12 protein-coding genes are annotated in these 17,554 nt (G+C 65.7%); 7 read left to right on the forward strand and 5 right to left on the reverse strand.

Annotated features, from left to right (window positions below):
• The first annotated feature begins 33 nt into the window (after positions 1 to 33).
• The 4 genes from HBH1_RS14075 to HBH1_RS14090 all read left to right on the forward strand — a co-directional run bounded on the left by HBH1_RS14075 (position 34) and on the right by HBH1_RS14090 (position 5,998).
• Complete coding sequence (locus HBH1_RS14075; RefSeq protein ID WP_102663265.1) at positions 34 to 1,608, forward strand: COG3904 family protein; 1,575 nt, start codon at positions 34 to 36, stop codon at positions 1,606 to 1,608.
• Positions 1,609 to 1,616: 8 nt separating this feature from the next.
• Entirely contained in the window at positions 1,617 to 3,686 is a 2,070-nt protein-coding gene (locus HBH1_RS14080; protein WP_102663266.1) for an ATP-binding protein, read from the forward strand.
• Positions 3,683 to 4,423 (forward strand): response regulator transcription factor, encoded by a 741-nt coding sequence (locus tag HBH1_RS14085; RefSeq protein WP_006464062.1) that lies wholly within the window; start codon positions 3,683 to 3,685, stop codon positions 4,421 to 4,423. The genes HBH1_RS14080 and HBH1_RS14085 overlap by 4 nt, the downstream gene beginning before the upstream one ends.
• Positions 4,424 to 4,513: 90 nt before the next feature.
• On the forward strand, positions 4,514 to 5,998 hold the full coding sequence (locus HBH1_RS14090; protein ID WP_102663267.1) for a SulP family inorganic anion transporter: 1,485 nt from the start codon (positions 4,514 to 4,516) through the stop codon (positions 5,996 to 5,998).
• A gap of 118 nt (positions 5,999 to 6,116) precedes the next feature.
• On the opposite strand, the gene HBH1_RS14095 is transcribed toward HBH1_RS14090, so the two are convergent.
• The 5 genes from HBH1_RS14095 to HBH1_RS14115 all read right to left on the reverse strand — a co-directional run bounded on the left by HBH1_RS14095 (position 6,117) and on the right by HBH1_RS14115 (position 13,638).
• Positions 6,117 to 6,620: a DUF1993 domain-containing protein gene (locus HBH1_RS14095; RefSeq protein WP_102663268.1), complete on the reverse strand. Its 504-nt coding sequence runs from the start codon at positions 6,618 to 6,620 to the stop codon at positions 6,117 to 6,119.
• A 67-nt stretch (positions 6,621 to 6,687) separates the two neighbouring features.
• Positions 6,688 to 8,205 carry an efflux transporter outer membrane subunit gene (locus HBH1_RS14100; RefSeq protein WP_102663269.1) on the reverse strand — a complete coding sequence of 506 codons (1,518 nt, stop codon included), beginning with the start codon at positions 8,203 to 8,205 and terminating at the stop codon, positions 6,688 to 6,690.
• Between the two features lie 33 nt (positions 8,206 to 8,238).
• On the reverse strand, positions 8,239 to 11,463 hold the full coding sequence (locus HBH1_RS14105) for an efflux RND transporter permease subunit (protein ID WP_006464058.1): 3,225 nt from the start codon (positions 11,461 to 11,463) through the stop codon (positions 8,239 to 8,241).
• Positions 11,464 to 11,564: 101 nt separating this feature from the next.
• Positions 11,565 to 12,764 carry an efflux RND transporter periplasmic adaptor subunit gene (locus HBH1_RS14110; RefSeq protein WP_102663270.1) on the reverse strand — a complete coding sequence of 400 codons (1,200 nt, stop codon included), beginning with the start codon at positions 12,762 to 12,764 and terminating at the stop codon, positions 11,565 to 11,567.
• 10 nt (positions 12,765 to 12,774) lie between these two features.
• Positions 12,775 to 13,638: an alpha/beta hydrolase gene (locus tag HBH1_RS14115; protein ID WP_369878622.1), complete on the reverse strand. Its 864-nt coding sequence runs from the start codon at positions 13,636 to 13,638 to the stop codon at positions 12,775 to 12,777.
• Positions 13,639 to 14,069: 431 nt separating this feature from the next.
• Here HBH1_RS14115 and HBH1_RS14120 point away from each other — a divergent pair, with 431 nt between their 5' ends.
• From HBH1_RS14120 to HBH1_RS14130, 3 genes are all read left to right on the forward strand, one after another.
• Positions 14,070 to 15,083, forward strand: a complete 1,014-nt coding sequence (locus tag HBH1_RS14120) for a LysR family transcriptional regulator (protein WP_006465501.1) — start codon at positions 14,070 to 14,072, stop codon at positions 15,081 to 15,083.
• 305 nt (positions 15,084 to 15,388) lie between these two features.
• Entirely contained in the window at positions 15,389 to 16,417 is a 1,029-nt protein-coding gene (locus HBH1_RS14125; RefSeq protein WP_102663272.1) for an AraC family transcriptional regulator, read from the forward strand.
• 84 nt (positions 16,418 to 16,501) lie between these two features.
• On the forward strand, positions 16,502 to 17,509 hold the full coding sequence (locus HBH1_RS14130; RefSeq protein ID WP_102663273.1) for an aldo/keto reductase: 1,008 nt from the start codon (positions 16,502 to 16,504) through the stop codon (positions 17,507 to 17,509).
• Positions 17,510 to 17,554 lie beyond the last annotated feature (45 nt).

Raw genomic sequence — 17,554 nt, forward strand, 5'->3', positions numbered from 1 at the left:
TGCACGCGGGCTCGCATCGAGGAAAAGCACCACGTGTCCCAGGCAGTAAACCGATCTTCCGTTTCCGTCAGCCCGCCCGCCAGCTTCCTGCGTCGCCATTGGCGCGGCGATTATTCGCTCGGCCGTTCCTACTGGCTGCACACCGTCCTGCTGACCTCGCTGGTGCCGGCGCTGGCCATCTCGGTCCTGGCGCGCCTGACCAATGACATGCCGGCACGCTATGGCATGGCCGGCGTGCTGGGGATCGCTGCCTTCAGCTACCTGGCCTGGACCTGGGGCGTCTGCGGCTGCTGGCGTTCGGCCAGCAAGCACGTGGCGCGGGGCGGACGCCGCTGGGCCGAGGTGGTGGTCAAGTTCCTCATCATCTGTGGTGCCATCAGCATGGCCACCAGTACCTGGCGCGCCGCGCCCTCCTTGCGCGAGCAGTTCGAGATCGCCCTGGGCAAGCAACTGGGGCCACCGGTGGTCTACCAGTTGCGAGTGGACGGCAAGTCGCTGCTGCTGCAGGGTGGCATGAACGATGGCGCGGCCGATGGCCTGCAACGCCTGCTGCAACAGCATCCTTCGGTGCAGACCGTGGTGCTGTATTCGGCCGGGGGCTGGGTGCGCGAGGGCAAGCTGGTGGGCGAGGTGATCCGTCGCCACCGGCTCAACACCTATGTGGAGCAGGAGTGTTCCTCTTCCTGCACGCTGGCCTTCCTGGCCGGTCGCGACCGCGCCATGGACCCGCGTGCACATATCGGTTTTCATACGCTCTACACGGTGGGTGGTGACGACCGCATCAACAAGAGCTTCGACCGCAAGCTGACCTTCGACACCTACGGCAAGCTGGGTCTGCCGCACGATTTCATCGAACACATTGCCGATACCCCGGCCGCACGCAGCTGGTATCCGGAACTGGGCCAGTTGCTGCAGGCTGGTGTCCTGACACGGCTGGCGCCAGGGGGCGAGACCGCGCAGATCGCCACCATCGCCAGCTCGCGCGACATCCTGGAAGCCGAGTTCAAGAAGGGCGCGCTGTTCGACATCATGGCGCGCTACCATCCTGCCGACTTTGCCCACACCATCGACCTGGCCTGGGCCAAGGTCCAGGCGCATGCGTCGGACGCCGACATCCTGGCTGTCGGCCGCGAGCAGGTCGGCCTGTTGAGCCGCCGCCTGCTGCCGATCGCCTCCGACGAATCCCTGGCCGAGTTCCAGCAGCTGCTGCTGGATGAAGCGGTCGCCCTGCGTGGCATCAGCACGGCGGCCTGCACCGAACTGATCTATCCACGCTCGCGCGCGGACGCCGCCGCCGGCCGCGAGGCGCCGCAGGCCGTGCTGCCGCAGGAATTCGCCAACCGCGAGCAGCAGATGACCCAGCGCCTGTTGCGCGATGCCGATCCGGCCAATGCCGGTCGCTACACCCTGGCCGAGCGCACCCGCGTCTTCCGCAAGGCGCTGGCGCCGCTGACGCAGGAACAGTTGAAGCTGCTGTCCTCGGCGCTGCGTCGCCAGGCCGATCCGGATGCCACCTGTGATGCCTCCATCGCCTACCTGCGCGCAGTCAACCAGCTGCCGCCGGAAGAGCGCAGGGTGGCGCTACGGGTCCTGTACTCGCGCAACTGAGGCTGGCCATGACCCCATCTATCCCTCTACGTCCGCTGGCCGCCATGTTCCGCAGCCTGCTGTCGGCACTGCTGTGTGGCGTGGTCTATACGCTGCTGGCCAGTCCTGCCGCCAACCTGCAGGACAGCACCACCCTGGCGCCGATTGCCGCCCCGGCCCCCGCGCTGATGATCGCGCTGCTGTGGCGCAAGCCGGCGCGCGACTGGTTCCCGTATCTGCTGGCGGTGTTCGTGGCCATGCTGGTGGTGGGTGACCGGGATAGCCTGCCAGTGCAGGTCGACGCCGGTTTCGCGCTGTTGAACGTGGTGCAGATCGTCGCCTGCATCTGGCTGGGACGACGTTTCGTCAGTCGCGACGGGCAGTTCGACGGTCTGTACAAGCTGGGCCGCTTCGTGGCGCTCCTGCCCTTGCTGGTGGTGGCGCTGGTGGCGGCCCTGGGGGCAAGCCTGGCGGCCGATGTGATGCCGGCCGGCTGGTGGGCCGAATGGCGCACGCTGCTGGTGGGCAATGGTCTGGCGATCCTGGTACTGACGCCGACCTGGCTGGTCTGGTCGCAGCTGCACTGGCGCAGCCTGCGCGGCGACCGGCCCTCCTTGCTCGGTGCCGCGGCCGTGGTGGGGGTATTGCTGGCGTGTGCCGCCTGCGATTGGTCGGGCGAGGTGCAGCGTGTGCTGCTGTCGCTGGTGCTGGCCGGGGCCGCCCTGTACGGCGGCATGCGCAGTGCCACCCTGGTGACCAGCCTGGCCGCGGTGATGGCGGTTTTGCTCACGCTCTACGATATGGGCCCCTATCGCCAGGAAGGGCTGGACAGCACCTGGAGCCTGCAGGTCGACCTGGCCGGCCTGGCCATGCTGACCTTCTTCATCGCCGTGGCCATGCGCGAGCGGCAGGCGCTGGCGGCACGGATGGAACAGATGCGCCGCTTCGAATCGCTGGGATTGATGGCCGGTGGCATCGCCCATGACTTCAACAACGTATTGGGCGCTGCGGGTGGCTATGCCGAACTGGCCCAGGAACAACTGGACCCGGCCGCGCCGGCCCAGCGCCCGCTGTCGGAGGTGGTATCGGCAGTGCGTCGGGGGCGCGAACTGACGGAGCAGATCCTGCTGGCAGGTCGTCGCGGAGATCGCCAGCGCAGCCTGCTGGACCTACGCGAGCCGGTGGCCGAGGCGGTGCGGCTGGCCCGTCCCTTGTGCCGGGCCGGCGTGGTGATCGAATTCCAGCCACCAGCCCGGCCGCTGGCAGTGCAAGGCCATGCCGGGCAGCTCTCGCGCGTGGCCCTGAACCTGATCCGCAATGCCAGCCAGGCTGCGCGCAGCCGGGTGGTGGTCAGCCTGCATGCCGGAGAGGCGCCAGCCGAAGCGCCCCTGGCCGGCGACTTGCCGCAACAGCAGGCGGTGTGGCTGGAGGTGGTGGATGACGGCAGCGGCATCGCCCCGCAGCACCTGTCGCGGCTGTTCGAGCCCTTCTTCACCACGCGCGACGGTCCGGGCGGCAAGGGAACCGGACTGGGTCTGGCCATCGTGGCCGGCATCGCCATCGAACACGAAGGCGGCGTGGCCGTTGCCAGTGATGCCGGAGGCACGCGCTTCCGGCTGTTGCTGCCGGCTGCGGCCGCCACTGACCTGGCGTCGCCTGTGGCAATGCCGGAACCGACGTCCGACGCCGACCAGCTGCACGATGAGCAGGTCGCCAGCGGGCAGGGCCAATGCATCTTTGTGGTCGACGACGATGCGGGCCAGCGCACACTGTGTGCGCAATGGCTGGATGCGCTGGGCTATGCGCCCATCGTCTTCGACGACCCGCTGCTGGCGCTGGAGGAATTCGCCCTGGAGCCGCTGGCGGTGGATCTGGTGATCACTGACCTGGACATGCCGCAGATGCAGGGTGATGCCCTCATCGCGGCCCTGCGCGAACTGCGCGCCGATCTGCCGGTGGTGTTGTGCTCCGGTCAGGCCCACGTGGTGGACCTGGCGAGGACGCTGGGCGTTGCCGGCCTGGTCAAGCCGCTTGAGCGAGCTGCATTGCGACGCGCTATCATGACCGCGCTGCCCGATACCGAACAAGGAACTCCATGAGCACTACCCCTCCCATCCGGGTGCTGGTCGTCGATGACGACCAGGCCATGCGCCAATTGCTGGTCGACTACCTGAGCGGCCACGGCCTCTCGGTCGACAGCGCCGCCACCGGCGCCCAGGCCCAAAGCGCCGTGCAGGAATCGGTCTATGACATGGTGCTGCTGGACCTCGGCCTGCCCGACATCGATGGCGCCGAACTGGCGCGCCGCTGGCGGGCCGAGAGCAGCATGTCCATCATCTGCGTGACCGGGCGCAATGAAGAGGCCGACATGGTGATGGGCCTGGAGCTGGGGGCTGACGATTACATCACCAAGCCGTTTTCGCCCCGCGAAGTGCTGGCCCGCATGCGTGCCGTACTGCGCCGCACCGCCACGCCAGCCGCCCCCGCGGCGCCGGTGACCCGCAGCAAGCACCCGCGTGCCTACCGCTTCGCCGGCTGGGACCTGAACCTGAACACCCGTCGCCTGACCGCGCCGGACCAGCGCCAGGTGAGCCTGACCAATGCCGAATTCAGCCTGCTGGTGGCTTTCCTGGGCGCGCCGGGGCGCATCGTCTCGCGCGAGCACCTGCTGGAGAGCACGCGTGCCTTCGACGAAGTCTACGACCGTGCCATCGATGTCCAGATCCTGCGACTGCGCCGCAAGCTGGAAGCCGATCCCAAGAACCCGACCCTGCTGCGCACCGAGCGTGGCGCCGGTTATTTCCTGGATGCCGAGATCGAGACCCTGTGGGGCTAGCGCGGGACGGTCGGTGCGTCCCTCCCTGACGCATTGCGGTTCCTGCGGCGCAGCTGCGCGCCTGTCCAATTCCTGTTCCATGTTTCTTCCATGACCACCCTCACCCCTCCGTCATCGCGCCTGCGCGAACTCCGCCAGAACGTGCTGGCCGGCCTCACCACTTCCTTCGCCCTGGTGCCGGAATGCATCGCCTTCGCCCTGGTGGCGCAGTTGAATCCGCTCATGGGGCTGTATGGCGCCTTCTTCATCTGCACCATCACCGCGCTGTTCGGTGGACGGCCGGGGATGATCTCGGGTGCCGCCGGCTCGATGGCGGTGGTCATCGTGGCGCTGGTGGTGCAGCACGGATCGCAGTATTTCCTGGCCACGGTGGTGTTGTCAGGCCTGATCATGCTGGCCTTCGGTGCGCTCAGGTTGGGCAAGCTGGTGCGCATGGTGCCGCATCCGGTGATGCTGGGTTTCGTCAATGGCCTGGCCATCGTGATCGCGCTGTCGCAGCTGGAACATTTCCGTACCAGTACGCCGTCCGGGCCGCAGTGGCTGCAGGGGACGTCGCTGTGGTTCATGATCGGCCTGACGCTGGCGACCATGCTGGTGGTGTGGCTCCTGCCGCGCGTGACCAAGGCCATTCCGCCGGCACTGGCAGCCATTCTCGGAGTGGGCCTGCTGACCTATGTCAGTGGCCTGCACACACGTACCCTGGGCGACATGGCGCAGATCGCCGGTGGCTTGCCGCCGCTGCATCTGCCCAGCGTACCGCTGACCCTGGAGACGCTGCGCATCATTGGCCCGTATGCGGTGCTCATGGCCATCGTCGGCCTGCTGGAAACACTGCTGACCTTCAACCTGACCGACGAAATCACCGCCAGCCGTGGCCAGCCCAACCGGGAATGCCTGGCGCTGGGCGCGGCCAATGTGGTCTCGGGCCTGTTCGGCGGCATGGGTGGTTGCGCCATGATCGGTCAGACCATGATCAACCTCGGCTCAGGCGGCCGTTCGCGACTCTCGGGCGTGGTGGCGGGGGTGATGATCCTGTTGTTCATCCTGTTCCTGTCGCCGGCCATCGAGCGCATCCCGCTGGCGGCACTGGCCGGTGTCATGTTCGTGGTGGCGCAGGAGACCTTTGCCTGGGGCTCGCTGCGGGTGCTGGGCAAGGTGCCGAGGAACGATGCGCTGGTCATCATCGCCGTCACCGTCATTACCGTCTTGACCGACCTGGCGGTGGCGGTGTTGTGCGGCATCGTGATCGCCGCGCTCAACTTTGCCTGGGAACACGCACGCGAAGTGCGTGCCGAGGTGGTCGATGAAGAGGATGGCAGCCGTACCTACCTGCCGCATGGCACCCTGTTCTTTGCCTCGACCACACGCTTCCTGGAACTGTTTGCGACCCAGGACGACCCGCAGCAGGTCACGCTGGATTGCCGCCACCTGCGCCTGGCCGACCATTCGGCCATTGCCGCCGTGCAGACGCTGGCCGAGCGCTATGTGCGGCTGGGCAAGGACTTGCGCGTGGTGGCACTGTCCCAGCGATGCCGCCAGTTGCTGCAGCGGGCGGGTGTGCCGCATGTGGACTGAGCCATGAAAAAAAACGCCCGCCCTCGATAAGGAGGCGGGCCAAAGTACCACGGGAAACTGGTCTGGAAAGCGGCTCGCATCGCAGGATGCGGGCCGTTTTTGTCTGGGTGTGCCGGGATTACAGACCCAGGAAATCCATCTTGCCCAGCTTGACGCCCTGGTGACGCAGGATGTCGTAGGCGGTGGTGATGTGGAAGAAGAAATTGGGCAGGCCGAACACCAGCAGGTATTCGCGCGCGCTCATGCTGCGCTCTTCGCCGCGCAGCTTCATGGTGATGACACGGTCTTCCTGGCCGTTGACCGCATCGGCGGGAATGGATTCGAGGAAGACGATGGTCTTGTTGATGCGGGCCTGCAGTTCGTCGAAGCTGGTCTCGTCATCGCTGAAGGCCGGCGCGGCCACGCCCGAGAGGCGGCTGGCGGTGGCCTTGGCGGTGTCGCTGGCGCGCTGTACCTGCGCTGTCAGCGGGAACATGTCTTCGTACAGGCGCGCCGACAGCAGCTGCTGCGGTTCCAGCTTGTGCTGGTCGGCATGCTGCTCGGCCTTGTCGAGCAGGGAGGACAGATTATGCAGGGCGCGGATCAGCGGGGTGATGCCGACTTCGTGCAGGGTGATGGACATTTTTTTTTCCTGGGATGAAGGTGGATGACAGTCTCCGGGTGCGCTAGCGCATCCGGAGACTGGAACATTACTGCCGTGAAGATACCTGCGTCGCAGCCGGTTGCGGCGTACTCCAGCCGCCGCCGAGGGCGCGGATCAGGTTGACCGTGGAGCGGGCGCGCTCGCCATCGAGGGTGACCGAGGCGCGCTGCAGTTGCAGCACGGTGCGGTCGGCATCGATGACGTTGAAGTAGCTGACCGCGCCTTCGCGATACTGGGTGTGCGAGAGCCGGGCCGCACGCGAGGACGAGGCGACCGCTTCGTCCTGGGCACGGTTCTGGTCGTCCAGGATGCGCAGGTTGGCCAGGTTGTCTTCCACTTCGCGGAAGGCATTCAGGACCGTGCCGCGATAGGTGGCGACCTGTTCTTCATAGCTGGCGCGGGCGCGATCGACCCCGGCCTGGCGACGGCCGCCATCGAAGATCGGCATGGTCAGGGCAGTCCCCACCAGCGGGCCGAGCAGGAAGGTACGGCTGGACCAGTTGAAGAGATCACCCAGTTGGGCCGACTCGTAGCCCAGACCACCGGTCAGGTTAAGGGCCGGGAAGAAGGCTGACTTGGCCACGCCCACGCGGGCATTGGCGGCGGCCATCGCACGTTCGGCGGCGGCGATGTCGGGACGGCGTTCCAGCAAGGCCGAGGGCAGACCGGCCGGGACCGAGATCGCCAGTCGCTTCAGCGGTTGCGGCGGCAACGCGAACTCGGCCGGGGTACGGCCCAAGAGGATGGCCAGGGCGTGTTCGGCGGTGGCGCGCTGGCGGGCAATGCCCAGCGCTTCCGATTGGGCCGAGGCCAGTTCGGTGCGGGCGCGGGCCACGTCGACTTCGCTGATGTCGCCTTCATCGAAACGGCGCTGCACCAGCCGCAGCGATTCCTGGCGCAGATCGACGGTGCCGCGATAGAGCTCGGCGGCGGCATCCAGTTCACGCACCTGGAAATACTGTTGCGCGACGTCGGCCTGCAAGGCCAGCAGCACCGAATGGAACAGCGCTTCGCTGCGCTGGGCATCGGCGGTGGCGGCATCGACCGTGGAGGCCACGCGGCCGAACAGGTCCACTTCATAGGACACACCCAGTTGCGCCCGGTACAGGGTGTTGGGCTGGGTATTGGCATCGGCCGGCAAGCCTTGCGAGGCAGGCGAAGGGCGTTGACGCGTGGCGCCCAGGCCGGCGTCGATCTGCGGGAAGTAGCCGGAGCGCGCATCGCGGGTCAGTGCGCGTGCCTGGCCCAGCCGCGCGGCGGCCGCCTTGAGGTCCTGGTTGGCTTGCTGGGCGCGGTCTTCCAGGGCGTTCAACTGGTCGTCGCCAAAGATCTTCCACCATTCGCCGCGGGCGATGTCTTCGGCGGGTTGGGCGGCCTTCCACTGGCTGCCGTTTTCACCAGTCTGGGTGGCGGGGGCGGCTTCCTTGAAGGCGGCCGGGGTATCCACCGAGGGGCGCTCGTAGGTGGGCGCCACCGAGCAGCCGGCCAGCACCAGCAAGGTGGCCAGCAGGGCCGAGCCGATGCGCACGGGGCGCAGCAGGCGGGTCATCGATTGAGTCATCATTTTTCTTGCTCCATTCATGGGCTGATCCGGGGATCAGCGATCATCCTGCGGGCCGGGGGCGGCGTGGCTCACCTGCGGCACATGCGAACCGGCGGTCATCGGGGCTTCATGATGCGAGGCCGAGTGCAGCTGGCGGCGGTCGATGGTGCGCAGCAGGACGTAGAACACCGGGGTCAGGAACAGACCGAACAGGGTCACGCCCAGCATGCCGAAGAACACCGCGATGCCCATCGCATGGCGCATTTCCGAACCGGCGCCGGAGGAAGTCACCAGCGGCACCACACCCATGATGAAGGCGATCGAGGTCATCAGGATCGGGCGCAGACGCAGGCGGCTGGCTTCGATGGCGGCTTGTACGGCGGTACGGCCCTGCATCTCCAGTTCGCGGGCGAATTCCACGATCAGGATGGCGTTCTTGGCCGACAGGCCCACCAGGACCATCAGGCCGATCTGGGTGAAGATGTTGTTGTCGCCACGGGTCAGCCAGACGCCGGTCAGGGCGGCCAGGATGCTCATGGGGACGATCAGGATCACGGCCAGCGGCAGGGTCAGGCTTTCATACAGGGCAGCCAGCACCAGGAACACCAGCAGCACGCTGATCGGGAACACCCACACGCCGGCATTGCCTGCGAGGATCTTCTGGTAGGTCAGGTCGGTCCATTCGAACTTGATGCCACGTGGCAGGGTTGCTGCTGCCACGCGTTCGGCGGCGGCCTGGGCCTGGTCCGAGGAGTAACCCGGGGCCGGGCCACCGTTGATGTCGGCGGCGGTATAGCCGTTGTAGCGCACCACCATTTCCGGGCCGAAGGTCTGCTTTACCTTCACCACCGAGGACAGCGGCACCATTTCGCCGGCAGTGTTGCGGGTCTTCAGTTGCGCGATATCCTCGGCCTTGGCGCGGAAGGGCGCGTCGGCCTGGGCACGGACCTGGTAGACACGGCCGAAGCGGTTGAAGTCGTTCACATACAGCGAACCGAGGTAGATCTGCATGGTGTTGAAGACGTCGGTCACCGGGATGCCAAGCTGCTTGGCCTTGACGCGATCCAGTTCCACATCCAGTTGCGGTACGTTGATCTGGTAGCTGGAGAACATCGGACCCAGGGCCGGTTCCTTGGCGGCCGCCTTCATGAAGGCCTGTGCGGCCTTGTCCAGTTCGGCGTAGCCCAGTGCGTCACGGTCTTCGATCTGCATCTTGAAGCCACCCAGGGTACCCAGGCCCATCACCGGCGGCGGCGGGAAGACGGCGGTGAAGGCTTCCTTGATGCCGCCGAACTTCTTGTTCAGCGAGGCGGCGATGGCATTGCCCGACAATTCCTTGCTCTTGCGTTCCTCGAAGGGCTTCAAGCCCACGAAGACGATACCGGCCGAGGAACTGTTGGTGAAGCCGTTGATGGACAGGCCGGGGAAGGCAATGGCGCTGGCTACACCGGGTTCCTTCAACATGATGTCGCTCATCTTGCGCATCACTTCTTCGCTGCGATCGATCGATGCGCCGTTGGGCAGTTGCGCGAAGGCCACCAGGTATTGCTTGTCCTGGCCCGGCACGAAGCCGCCGGGGACGATGTAGGAAACCCCCAGGGTCGCGGCCAGCAGCACCACGTAGACACCCATGGTGGCGCCCTTGCGCTTGATCACGCCGGTCACGCCGGTACCGTAGTTGTCGGAGGCGCGGTTGAAGAAGCGGTTGAAGCGGATGAAGAAGCCACCCAGGAAGCGGTCCATCTGGCGCGTCAGCCAGTCCGGCTTGTCACCATGACCCTTGAGCAGCAGGGCGGCCAGGGCCGGGGACAGGGTCAGCGAGTTGAAGGCCGAGATGACAGTGGAGATCGCAATGGTCATCGCGAACTGCTTGTAGAACTGGCCGGTCAGGCCGGTCATGAAGGCCAGCGGCACGAACACCGCGACCAGTGTCAGGGCAATCGCGATGATGGGGCCGGACACTTCCTGCATGGCGCGATAGGTGGCGTCGCGCGGCGAGAGACCGGCGCCGATGTTGCGTTCGACGTTTTCGACCACCACGATGGCGTCATCGACCACGATACCGATGGCCAGCACCATGCCGAACAGCGACAGCGCATTGATGGTGTAGCCAAAGCCCAGCATCAGCGAGAAGGTACCGATGATGGACACCGGCACCGCCAACAGTGGAATGATGGAAGCACGCCAGGTCTGCAGGAAGATGATCACCACGATCACCACCAGGGCGATCGCTTCCAGCAGGGTGTGGACCACTGCTTCGATGGAGGCACGCACGAACTGGGTCGGGTCATAGACGATGCTGTAGCTGACCGAGCTGGGGAAGTCGGCCGACAGTTCCTTCATCGCTGCGCGCACCTGGGTCGAGACATCCAGCGCGTTGGCGCCGGGGGCCTGGAAGATGGGGATGGCGACAGCCGGCTTGTTGTCCAGCAGCGAGCGCAGGCCGTATTCGGAGGCGGCCAGTTCCACCCGGGCGACATCGCCCAGGCGGGTGGTGGCGCCGTCCGGCGAGGCCTTCAGGATGATGTCGCGGAATTCGCCTTCGGTCTTCAGGCGGCCTTGCGCGTTCACCGACAGCTGCAGCGGGGTATCCGGCGCGCTGGGCGAGGCGCCGATCACACCGGCAGCCACCTGCACGTTCTGTTCGCGGATGGAGCGCACCACGTCGCTGGCGGTCAGGCCGCGCTGGGCCACCTTGTTGGGGTCGAGCCAGACGCGCATGGCGTAGTTGCCCGAGCCGAACAGGCCCACTTCACCCACGCCCTGGATGCGTGCCAGGCGGTCCTTGACGTTCAGGACCGCGTAGTTGCGCAGGTAGGTGGTGTCGTAGCGGTTGTCGGGCGAGGTCAGGTGCACCACCATGGTCAGGGTGGGCGAGGACTTGAGCGTGGTCACGCCCAGGCGCTGCACGTCTTCCGGCAGGCGTGGCAGGGCTTGCGAGACGCGGTTCTGCACCAGTTGCTGGGCCTTGTCGGGGTCCACGCCCAGGCGGAAGTTGACGGTGATGGTGAGGTTGCCGTCGCTGTTGGCCTGCGACTGCATGTAGAGCATGTTTTCCACGCCGTTGATCTGCTCTTCCAGTGGCGAGGCCACGGTTTCGGCGATCACCTTGGGGTTGGCGCCGGGATATTGCGCGCGCACCACCACCGAGGGCGGCACCACTTCGGGATATTCCGAGATGGGCAGCTGCAGCATGGCCAGCACGCCGCCCAGCAAGAGCAGTACCGACAGCACACCCGCGAAGATCGGGCGGTCGATGAAGAATTTAGAGATATTCATGTAGGTTCCTTGTCAGCCGTCGGGGTGCAACCGCCCTTGCGGGAGGGCGATGCGCCCCCGCGGCTTGTTCTTCCTTGAATGCGAATGAGGTCCGTGCGGGATCAGGCCTTGTCGGCGTCGCCAGCCTTGGCAGCCTGGGCCTGCATCGGCACCACGGTCGGGGTGATGGCGTCACCCGGACGGATGCGTTGCAGGCCGTTGACCACGATGCGTTCGCCCGGCTGCAGACCCTTCTCGATGACCACCAGACCGTCATGGCCGGCACCCACCACCACCTGACGGTAGTTGGCGTGGTTGTCCTTGTCAGCCACCATCACGAAGCGCTTGTCCTGGTCGGTGCCGACGGCCTTTTCATCGATCAGCACGGCCGCATGCGGCTCGCCGCCACCCAGGCGTACGCGGGCGTACAGACCCGGGACCAGTTGGCCGTCGGCGTTGTCGAACACGGCGCGCACGCGGATGGTGCCGGAGGCGGTGTCGAGCCGGTTGTCCACCGAGCCGACGCGGCCCTTGCGGGAGTAGGCGTCTTCATTGGCCAGGCCCAGTTCCACCGGGACGGTGGTGCCGGCGGCGCGGGCCGGGTTGACGTATTTCAGGAAGCTCTGTTCATCGACGTCGAAGGAGGCATACACCTTGGCCACCGAGACCAGGGTGGTCAGCGGGGCATTGGCCGCACCCGGGGTGACCACGTTACCCAGGGTCACTTCGGCGCGCGAGATGCGGCCCGAGACCGGGGCGGTGATGCGGGTGTATTCCAGGTTCAGGCGGGCGGCGCGCAGGGCGGCGCGGGCGGCGGCGACATTGGCCGAGGCTTCGCGGGCGGCGTTCTGCTTTTCCTCGAAGTCGCGCTTGGCGATGGCGTTGTCGCCCAGCAGGCGCTGGCCGCGTGCCAGGTCGGTGGCGGTATAGCCGGCACGGGCTTCGGCGCCGGCCAGTTGGGCTTCGGCGCGGGCCACTTCGGCTTCATAGGGACGCGGGTCGATGGTGAAGAGCACATCGCCCTTCTTGACCAGCGCGCCATCCTTGAAATGCACGGCGGTCAGCGTGCCGCCGACCAGGGGGCGCACTTCGACGCGGTCGACCGCTTCGATGCGGCCGGAGTAGGACTGCCAGTCGATGATCTGGCGCTGGACCACCTCGGCCACATCGACCGGCGCGCCGGCAGCAGCTGCAGTGGGGGCGGTGGAGGCATTGGCCGACAGGCCGACCACCGAGATGGCGCCGCCGACCGACAGGGCGATGACGGCCAGGACGGTGGCGGTAAGGGCGAAGCGCTTGCGCAGGGGAGCAGGAGTTTGCATGTTCTTATCCTCAGAATGGAGTGGAGGGGTGGAGCTTGAAGGGCATGAAGTCGTGAGCGGATTCGTCGCGTTGCAGGCTGGCGAAGCGACAGCGCAGGAAATTGACGATTTCCTTGAGCAGCGGCAGGTGCGTGCGCAGGGCGCCGTGCGTGATGCCGGCAAAGCGCGAGACCTGTGTGGGCACACCGGCGCGGATCAGGCTGGAGGCGTACTTCTCGGCCTCCGGGCAGAGCACGTCGCGCTCGGCAGTGGCAATGAAGGCCGGTGGCAGGCCGGCCAGGCGGCTCACCTCCAGCGGTGCGGCATAGGGGTGCAGGCGCTGCATGGTCTGGGGCAGGTACTGGCGATAGCTGGCGGCGCAGGTTTCGGCGGTGAGGTCCGATTGCAGGCGGCCGGCATCGCCCAGCAAGCGCATGCTCGGGTCCAGCATGGGGCTGATCAGCACCTGCGCGGCCAGCGGCTTGCCGCAGCGGTCGCGGGTCATCAGGGTGAGGCTGGCGGCCAGGCTGCCACCGGCATCGTCACCGGCCACCACCATGCGGTCGAGGTCGACATTGAGTTCGTCGGCGTGCTTGCAGGCCCAGCTGGCGGCGGCGAAGGCGTCTTCCGGGGCGGCCGGGAAGGGTTTGGCCGGCGCCAGCGCGTAGCCTACCGACAGCACCACGGCCTGGCCATGATGGGCGATGAAGCTGGCGGGGGCGTCGGCGTCATCCAGCGAACCACTGGTGAAACCGCCTCCGTGGAAGTACATCACCAGCGCCCGCTGCTCGCCTTTGGCGGCGGCCTGCACCGGCTGGTAGAGGCGCACGGGGATGCGTCCCAGCGGGCCGGGAACGAAGAAATTGCGGATATCCAGCGAATGCGAGGCTTGCATGATGTGCGCCCGGGCCGAAGCCACTTGTCCAAGAATGAGACGGATTGTGCGGCACAGCAGGGTCGCGAATAAACACATATAATCCAACAACACTGTTCGGTAGGTCTGAACAATCGCGATGACAAGTTCGGTCATGGCGGGGCTCCTTTCTGGGATGTCTGAGGCTGCCAAGTACGGATTTCCTGACTGATCGCACCAATGTTTTTCTGGTGCAATAGCGCGGGGAAGCGCGTAGTTGCCGCGTAGTTGCTGTGTAATTGGCGGTTATTTGTTGTAAATTGATTCAATTCGAGCGTGCCTGGCCGTATTGGCGGGGCCGCCCGGACCAGGGCAATCGGCGCGCCGGGGGCGGTGCCAGCTCTTGCCTGTGCTTGTCCTGCCCCCGCTTGCCGCTCCGGTGTCTTCCGGACGCCGGCACTTAGGAGAGAGCGATGGACCGTTTCCAGGCCATGCAAGTCTTTACCGCTGTGGTTGATGCCAACAGCTTCACGCGCGCTGCGGACAACCTGAACCTGCCGCGCACTACCGTCACCACCCTGATCCAGGGCCTGGAGAGCATGCTGCGGGTGCGTCTGCTGAATCGCACCACGCGCCGCATCAGCCTCACGCCCGATGGCGCGGCCTACTACGAGCGCTGCGTGCGCATCCTGGCCGACGTCGACGAGACCGAGCAATCCTTCCGCAATGTCACCCGCGGACCCCAGGGGCGCTTGCGCATCGATGTGCCGGGCTCGGTCGGGCGCCTCATGCTGTTGCCCAACCTGTGCGACTTCTATACCAAGTACCCCGACATCGAGCTGGTCATGGGCATGGGCGACCGCCCGGTGGACATGGTGCAGGAGGCGGTGGACTGCGTGATCCGCATCGGCGAGCTGCAGGATTCATCGATGGTGGCGCGCCGCATCGGCACCTTCCAGACCGTCACCTGTGCTGCACCGTCCTACCTCGAGCGCCACGGCGTGCCGCATACCATCGAGGACCTGCAGCAGCACAAGGCGGTGCACTACTTCTCCAGCCGCACCGGCCGCACCATCGACTGGGACTTCGTGGTCGACGGTGTCACGCGCGAGGTGAAGATGGATGGCAAGCTCTCGGTCAACGAGGCCGATGCCTACGTCGAATGCGCCCTGCAGGGCTTCGGCATGGTGCAGGCACCGCTGTACATGGTGACGCGCCACATCGAGGAAGGCCGCCTGGTCGAACTGCTCTCGCAATGGAAGCCGGCGCCCATGCCGATCTCGGTGGTGTACCTGCACAACCGTCACCTCTCGCCCAAGGTGCGTGCCTTCGTCGATTGGGTGGCCGAGCTGTTCGCCACCTGCCCGCTGCACAAGGCCTGCACCATGGGTATGGAAGAGAGCGAGTGCAGCTTCGTCAAGAAGCCTGAAGTCAGCACCGTGCGCACCGTGGTCGAGCAGTACAACATCGCCGAGAGCGTGTTCTGACGTTTGCCTGGTGATCTGTTCGGCGAGGATTATGCAGGTGGGTCGCAGGTTTTGGCGTGCCGAAAGCTGCCGATTTTCTGCCTGATTCTCTGTTCCTGTTTTTTGTGTCGTCGCACCGGGTCGCCTGTGTGTGCGGCATGCGGGCCGATGTTGCCGTGACGACCTCATCATGATCGCGCCCAATCGCTGCCGGGCATACCTGATTCTGCAAACTTCTTGCCTGATCCTCCGCGTGTGATTGCCGGAGAATCAGGCAGCGCTGCGCAAGCGTTAAGCTGCCGCTTGTCCCTTGTTGAGAGAACACCATGGATCTCGATCTGCACGCTGTCCAGGATTCCGCGCCCCTGCTCTTGCTGGAGCATGACAGCTCGCCCACCGCGGTGCTGCCCACCCGGTCCGAGGCCGACCTGGCCGCCGATGCGCGTTTCCACGCCATGCAGCAGGAGTTGCTGCAGCTACTGGAGCGCTATACCGCCGGCAGCGAAGGCATGCTGGCCACCGCCATCCCCGACCTGGAAATCTATCGCATCACCTGCCCGACCGGCCCCAAGCACGCGGTGCAAAAACCGGTCTTCGCAGTGATCGCGCAGGGTTCCAAGCGCATCTTCGTGGGGGATGAAATCTACGAATACGATCCCATGCACTACCTGGTGGCTTCGGTGGATCTGCCGGTGGTGGGCAAGGTGATGGTGACCAGTCCCGATGAGCCCTATCTCGGCCTGCGGCTGGAACTGGATACCCAGGAGATCGGCGAACTGATCGGTGACGAGAACCTGCCGGCGGCGGCCCATCTCACTGAAGGCGCAGCCCGCGGGCTGTACGTGAACCGGCTCGACGTCGAACTGCTGGATGCCGTCTTGCGACTCTTGCGCCTGCACGAGTCACCACGTGACGTGGCCATCCTGGCGCCGATGATACGGCGTGAAATCCTGTACCGGCTGCTGATGAACGGGCAGGGCGCGCTGTTGCGCCAGACCGTGCTGCAGGACAGCCAGATGAACCGCGTGGCCAAGGCCATCCGCCTGATCAAGGATGGTTACGACCAGGCCTTGCGCATCGAGGACGTGGCGCGCGAGGTGCACATGAGCGTGTCGTCGCTGCATCATCACTTCAAGATGGTGACGGCCATGAGTCCCTTGCAATACCAGAAGAACCTGCGGCTGCAGGAAGCGCGCAAGCTGATCCTGACGGCTGACGCCAGCGTGGCGACGGCGGCGCATCGGGTCGGTTACGAGAGCTCGTCGCAGTTCAGTCGCGAATACAGCCGTCTGTTCGGTGCGCCGCCCTTGCGCGACAAGCGGCGCTGGCAGGAAGAAGAAGCGCCGATGCTGTGAGTCCCCGGCAGGGGCGGCGGCACGGCGCTAGAATGATCGGCTGCATTTAACTTATCCACACCCATTTTTCGATTCGGAGACAGCATGCACTATCGTCGCCTCGGCAAGAGCAACCTCAAGGTATCGGCCCTGTGCCTGGGTTCCATGATGTTCGGTGACCAGACCGACCTGCAGGAATCCGGCCGCATCGTGGCCTCGGCCCGCGAACACGGCGTCAATTTCATCGACACGGCCGACGTCTATACCAAGGGCAAGTCGGAGGAGATCGTCGGCAAGCTGCTGGCCGGCCAGCGCCATGAGTGGGTGCTGGCCAGCAAGCTGGGCAATCCGATGAGCAACCGGCCCAATGAGTCCAACTATTCGCGCAACTGGATCGTGCGCGAGACCGAGAACATCCTCAAGCGTCTCGATACCGATTACCTGGACATCCTCTACATGCACCGCGACTACCAGGACGAGAACCTGGAAGAGGCGGTGCAGGCCCTGGGCGACCTGATCCGCGCCGGCAAGATCCGCGGCTTTGGCGTGTCCAACTTCCGTGGCTGGCGCATCGCCGAGATTGCGCGCCTGTGTGAGAAGAACAATGTGCCGCTGCCGCTGGTCTGCCAGCCTTACTACAACCTGCTGAACCGCCAGCCAGAAGTGGAAATCCTGCCGGCCTGCGCCCACTATGGCCTGGGCGTGGTGCCGTACAGCCCGATCGCGCGTGGCGTGCTGACCGGCAAGTACCAGCCGGGCCAGAAGCCGGCCGAGGATACCCGTGCCGGACGCGGCGACAAGCGCATGATGGAAACCGAATTCCGCGAAGAATCGCTGCTGATCGCGCAGCGCCTGCAGCAGCACTGCGAGCAGCGCGGCATCAAGCTGGGCCAGTTCGCCACCGCCTGGGTACTGGGCAATTCGGCCATCAGCAGCGTCATCGCCGGCCCGCGCACGCTGGCGCAGATGGAGGATTACTACGATGCGGCCGAGCTGAAGATCACGGCCGAGGAAGAGGCGCTGGTAGACAGCCTGGTCACACCGGGGCATGCGTCCACGCATGGCTACAACGATCCCAACTATCCGTTCTTCGGTCGGGTGGTGCGGAGCTGAGGTCACGGACGCGCGAGACGCAAAAAGCGGATCAGGGCAAATGTC

It is taken from the genome of Herbaspirillum sp. BH-1, from assembly GCF_002870055.1.
Taxonomy (GTDB): domain Bacteria; phylum Pseudomonadota; class Gammaproteobacteria; order Burkholderiales; family Burkholderiaceae_D; genus Herbaspirillum; species Herbaspirillum frisingense.

Coding starts and splice junctions, on each gene's coding strand:
- HBH1_RS14125 (WP_102663272.1), top strand. CDS start 15,389: ATGGATCTCGATCTGCACGCTGTCCAGGATTCCGCGCCCCTGCTCTTG.
- HBH1_RS14085 (WP_006464062.1), top strand. CDS start 3,683: ATGAGCACTACCCCTCCCATCCGGGTGCTGGTCGTCGATGACGACCAG.
- HBH1_RS14110 (WP_102663270.1), bottom strand. CDS start 12,764: ATGCAAACTCCTGCTCCCCTGCGCAAGCGCTTCGCCCTTACCGCCACC.
- HBH1_RS14080 (WP_102663266.1), top strand. CDS start 1,617: ATGACCCCATCTATCCCTCTACGTCCGCTGGCCGCCATGTTCCGCAGC.
- HBH1_RS14120 (WP_006465501.1), top strand. CDS start 14,070: ATGGACCGTTTCCAGGCCATGCAAGTCTTTACCGCTGTGGTTGATGCC.
- HBH1_RS14115 (WP_369878622.1), bottom strand. CDS start 13,638: ATGCAAGCCTCGCATTCGCTGGATATCCGCAATTTCTTCGTTCCCGGC.
- HBH1_RS14130 (WP_102663273.1), top strand. CDS start 16,502: ATGCACTATCGTCGCCTCGGCAAGAGCAACCTCAAGGTATCGGCCCTG.
- HBH1_RS14090 (WP_102663267.1), top strand. CDS start 4,514: ATGACCACCCTCACCCCTCCGTCATCGCGCCTGCGCGAACTCCGCCAG.
- HBH1_RS14095 (WP_102663268.1), bottom strand. CDS start 6,620: ATGTCCATCACCCTGCACGAAGTCGGCATCACCCCGCTGATCCGCGCC.
- HBH1_RS14105 (WP_006464058.1), bottom strand. CDS start 11,463: ATGAATATCTCTAAATTCTTCATCGACCGCCCGATCTTCGCGGGTGTG.
- HBH1_RS14100 (WP_102663269.1), bottom strand. CDS start 8,205: ATGATGACTCAATCGATGACCCGCCTGCTGCGCCCCGTGCGCATCGGC.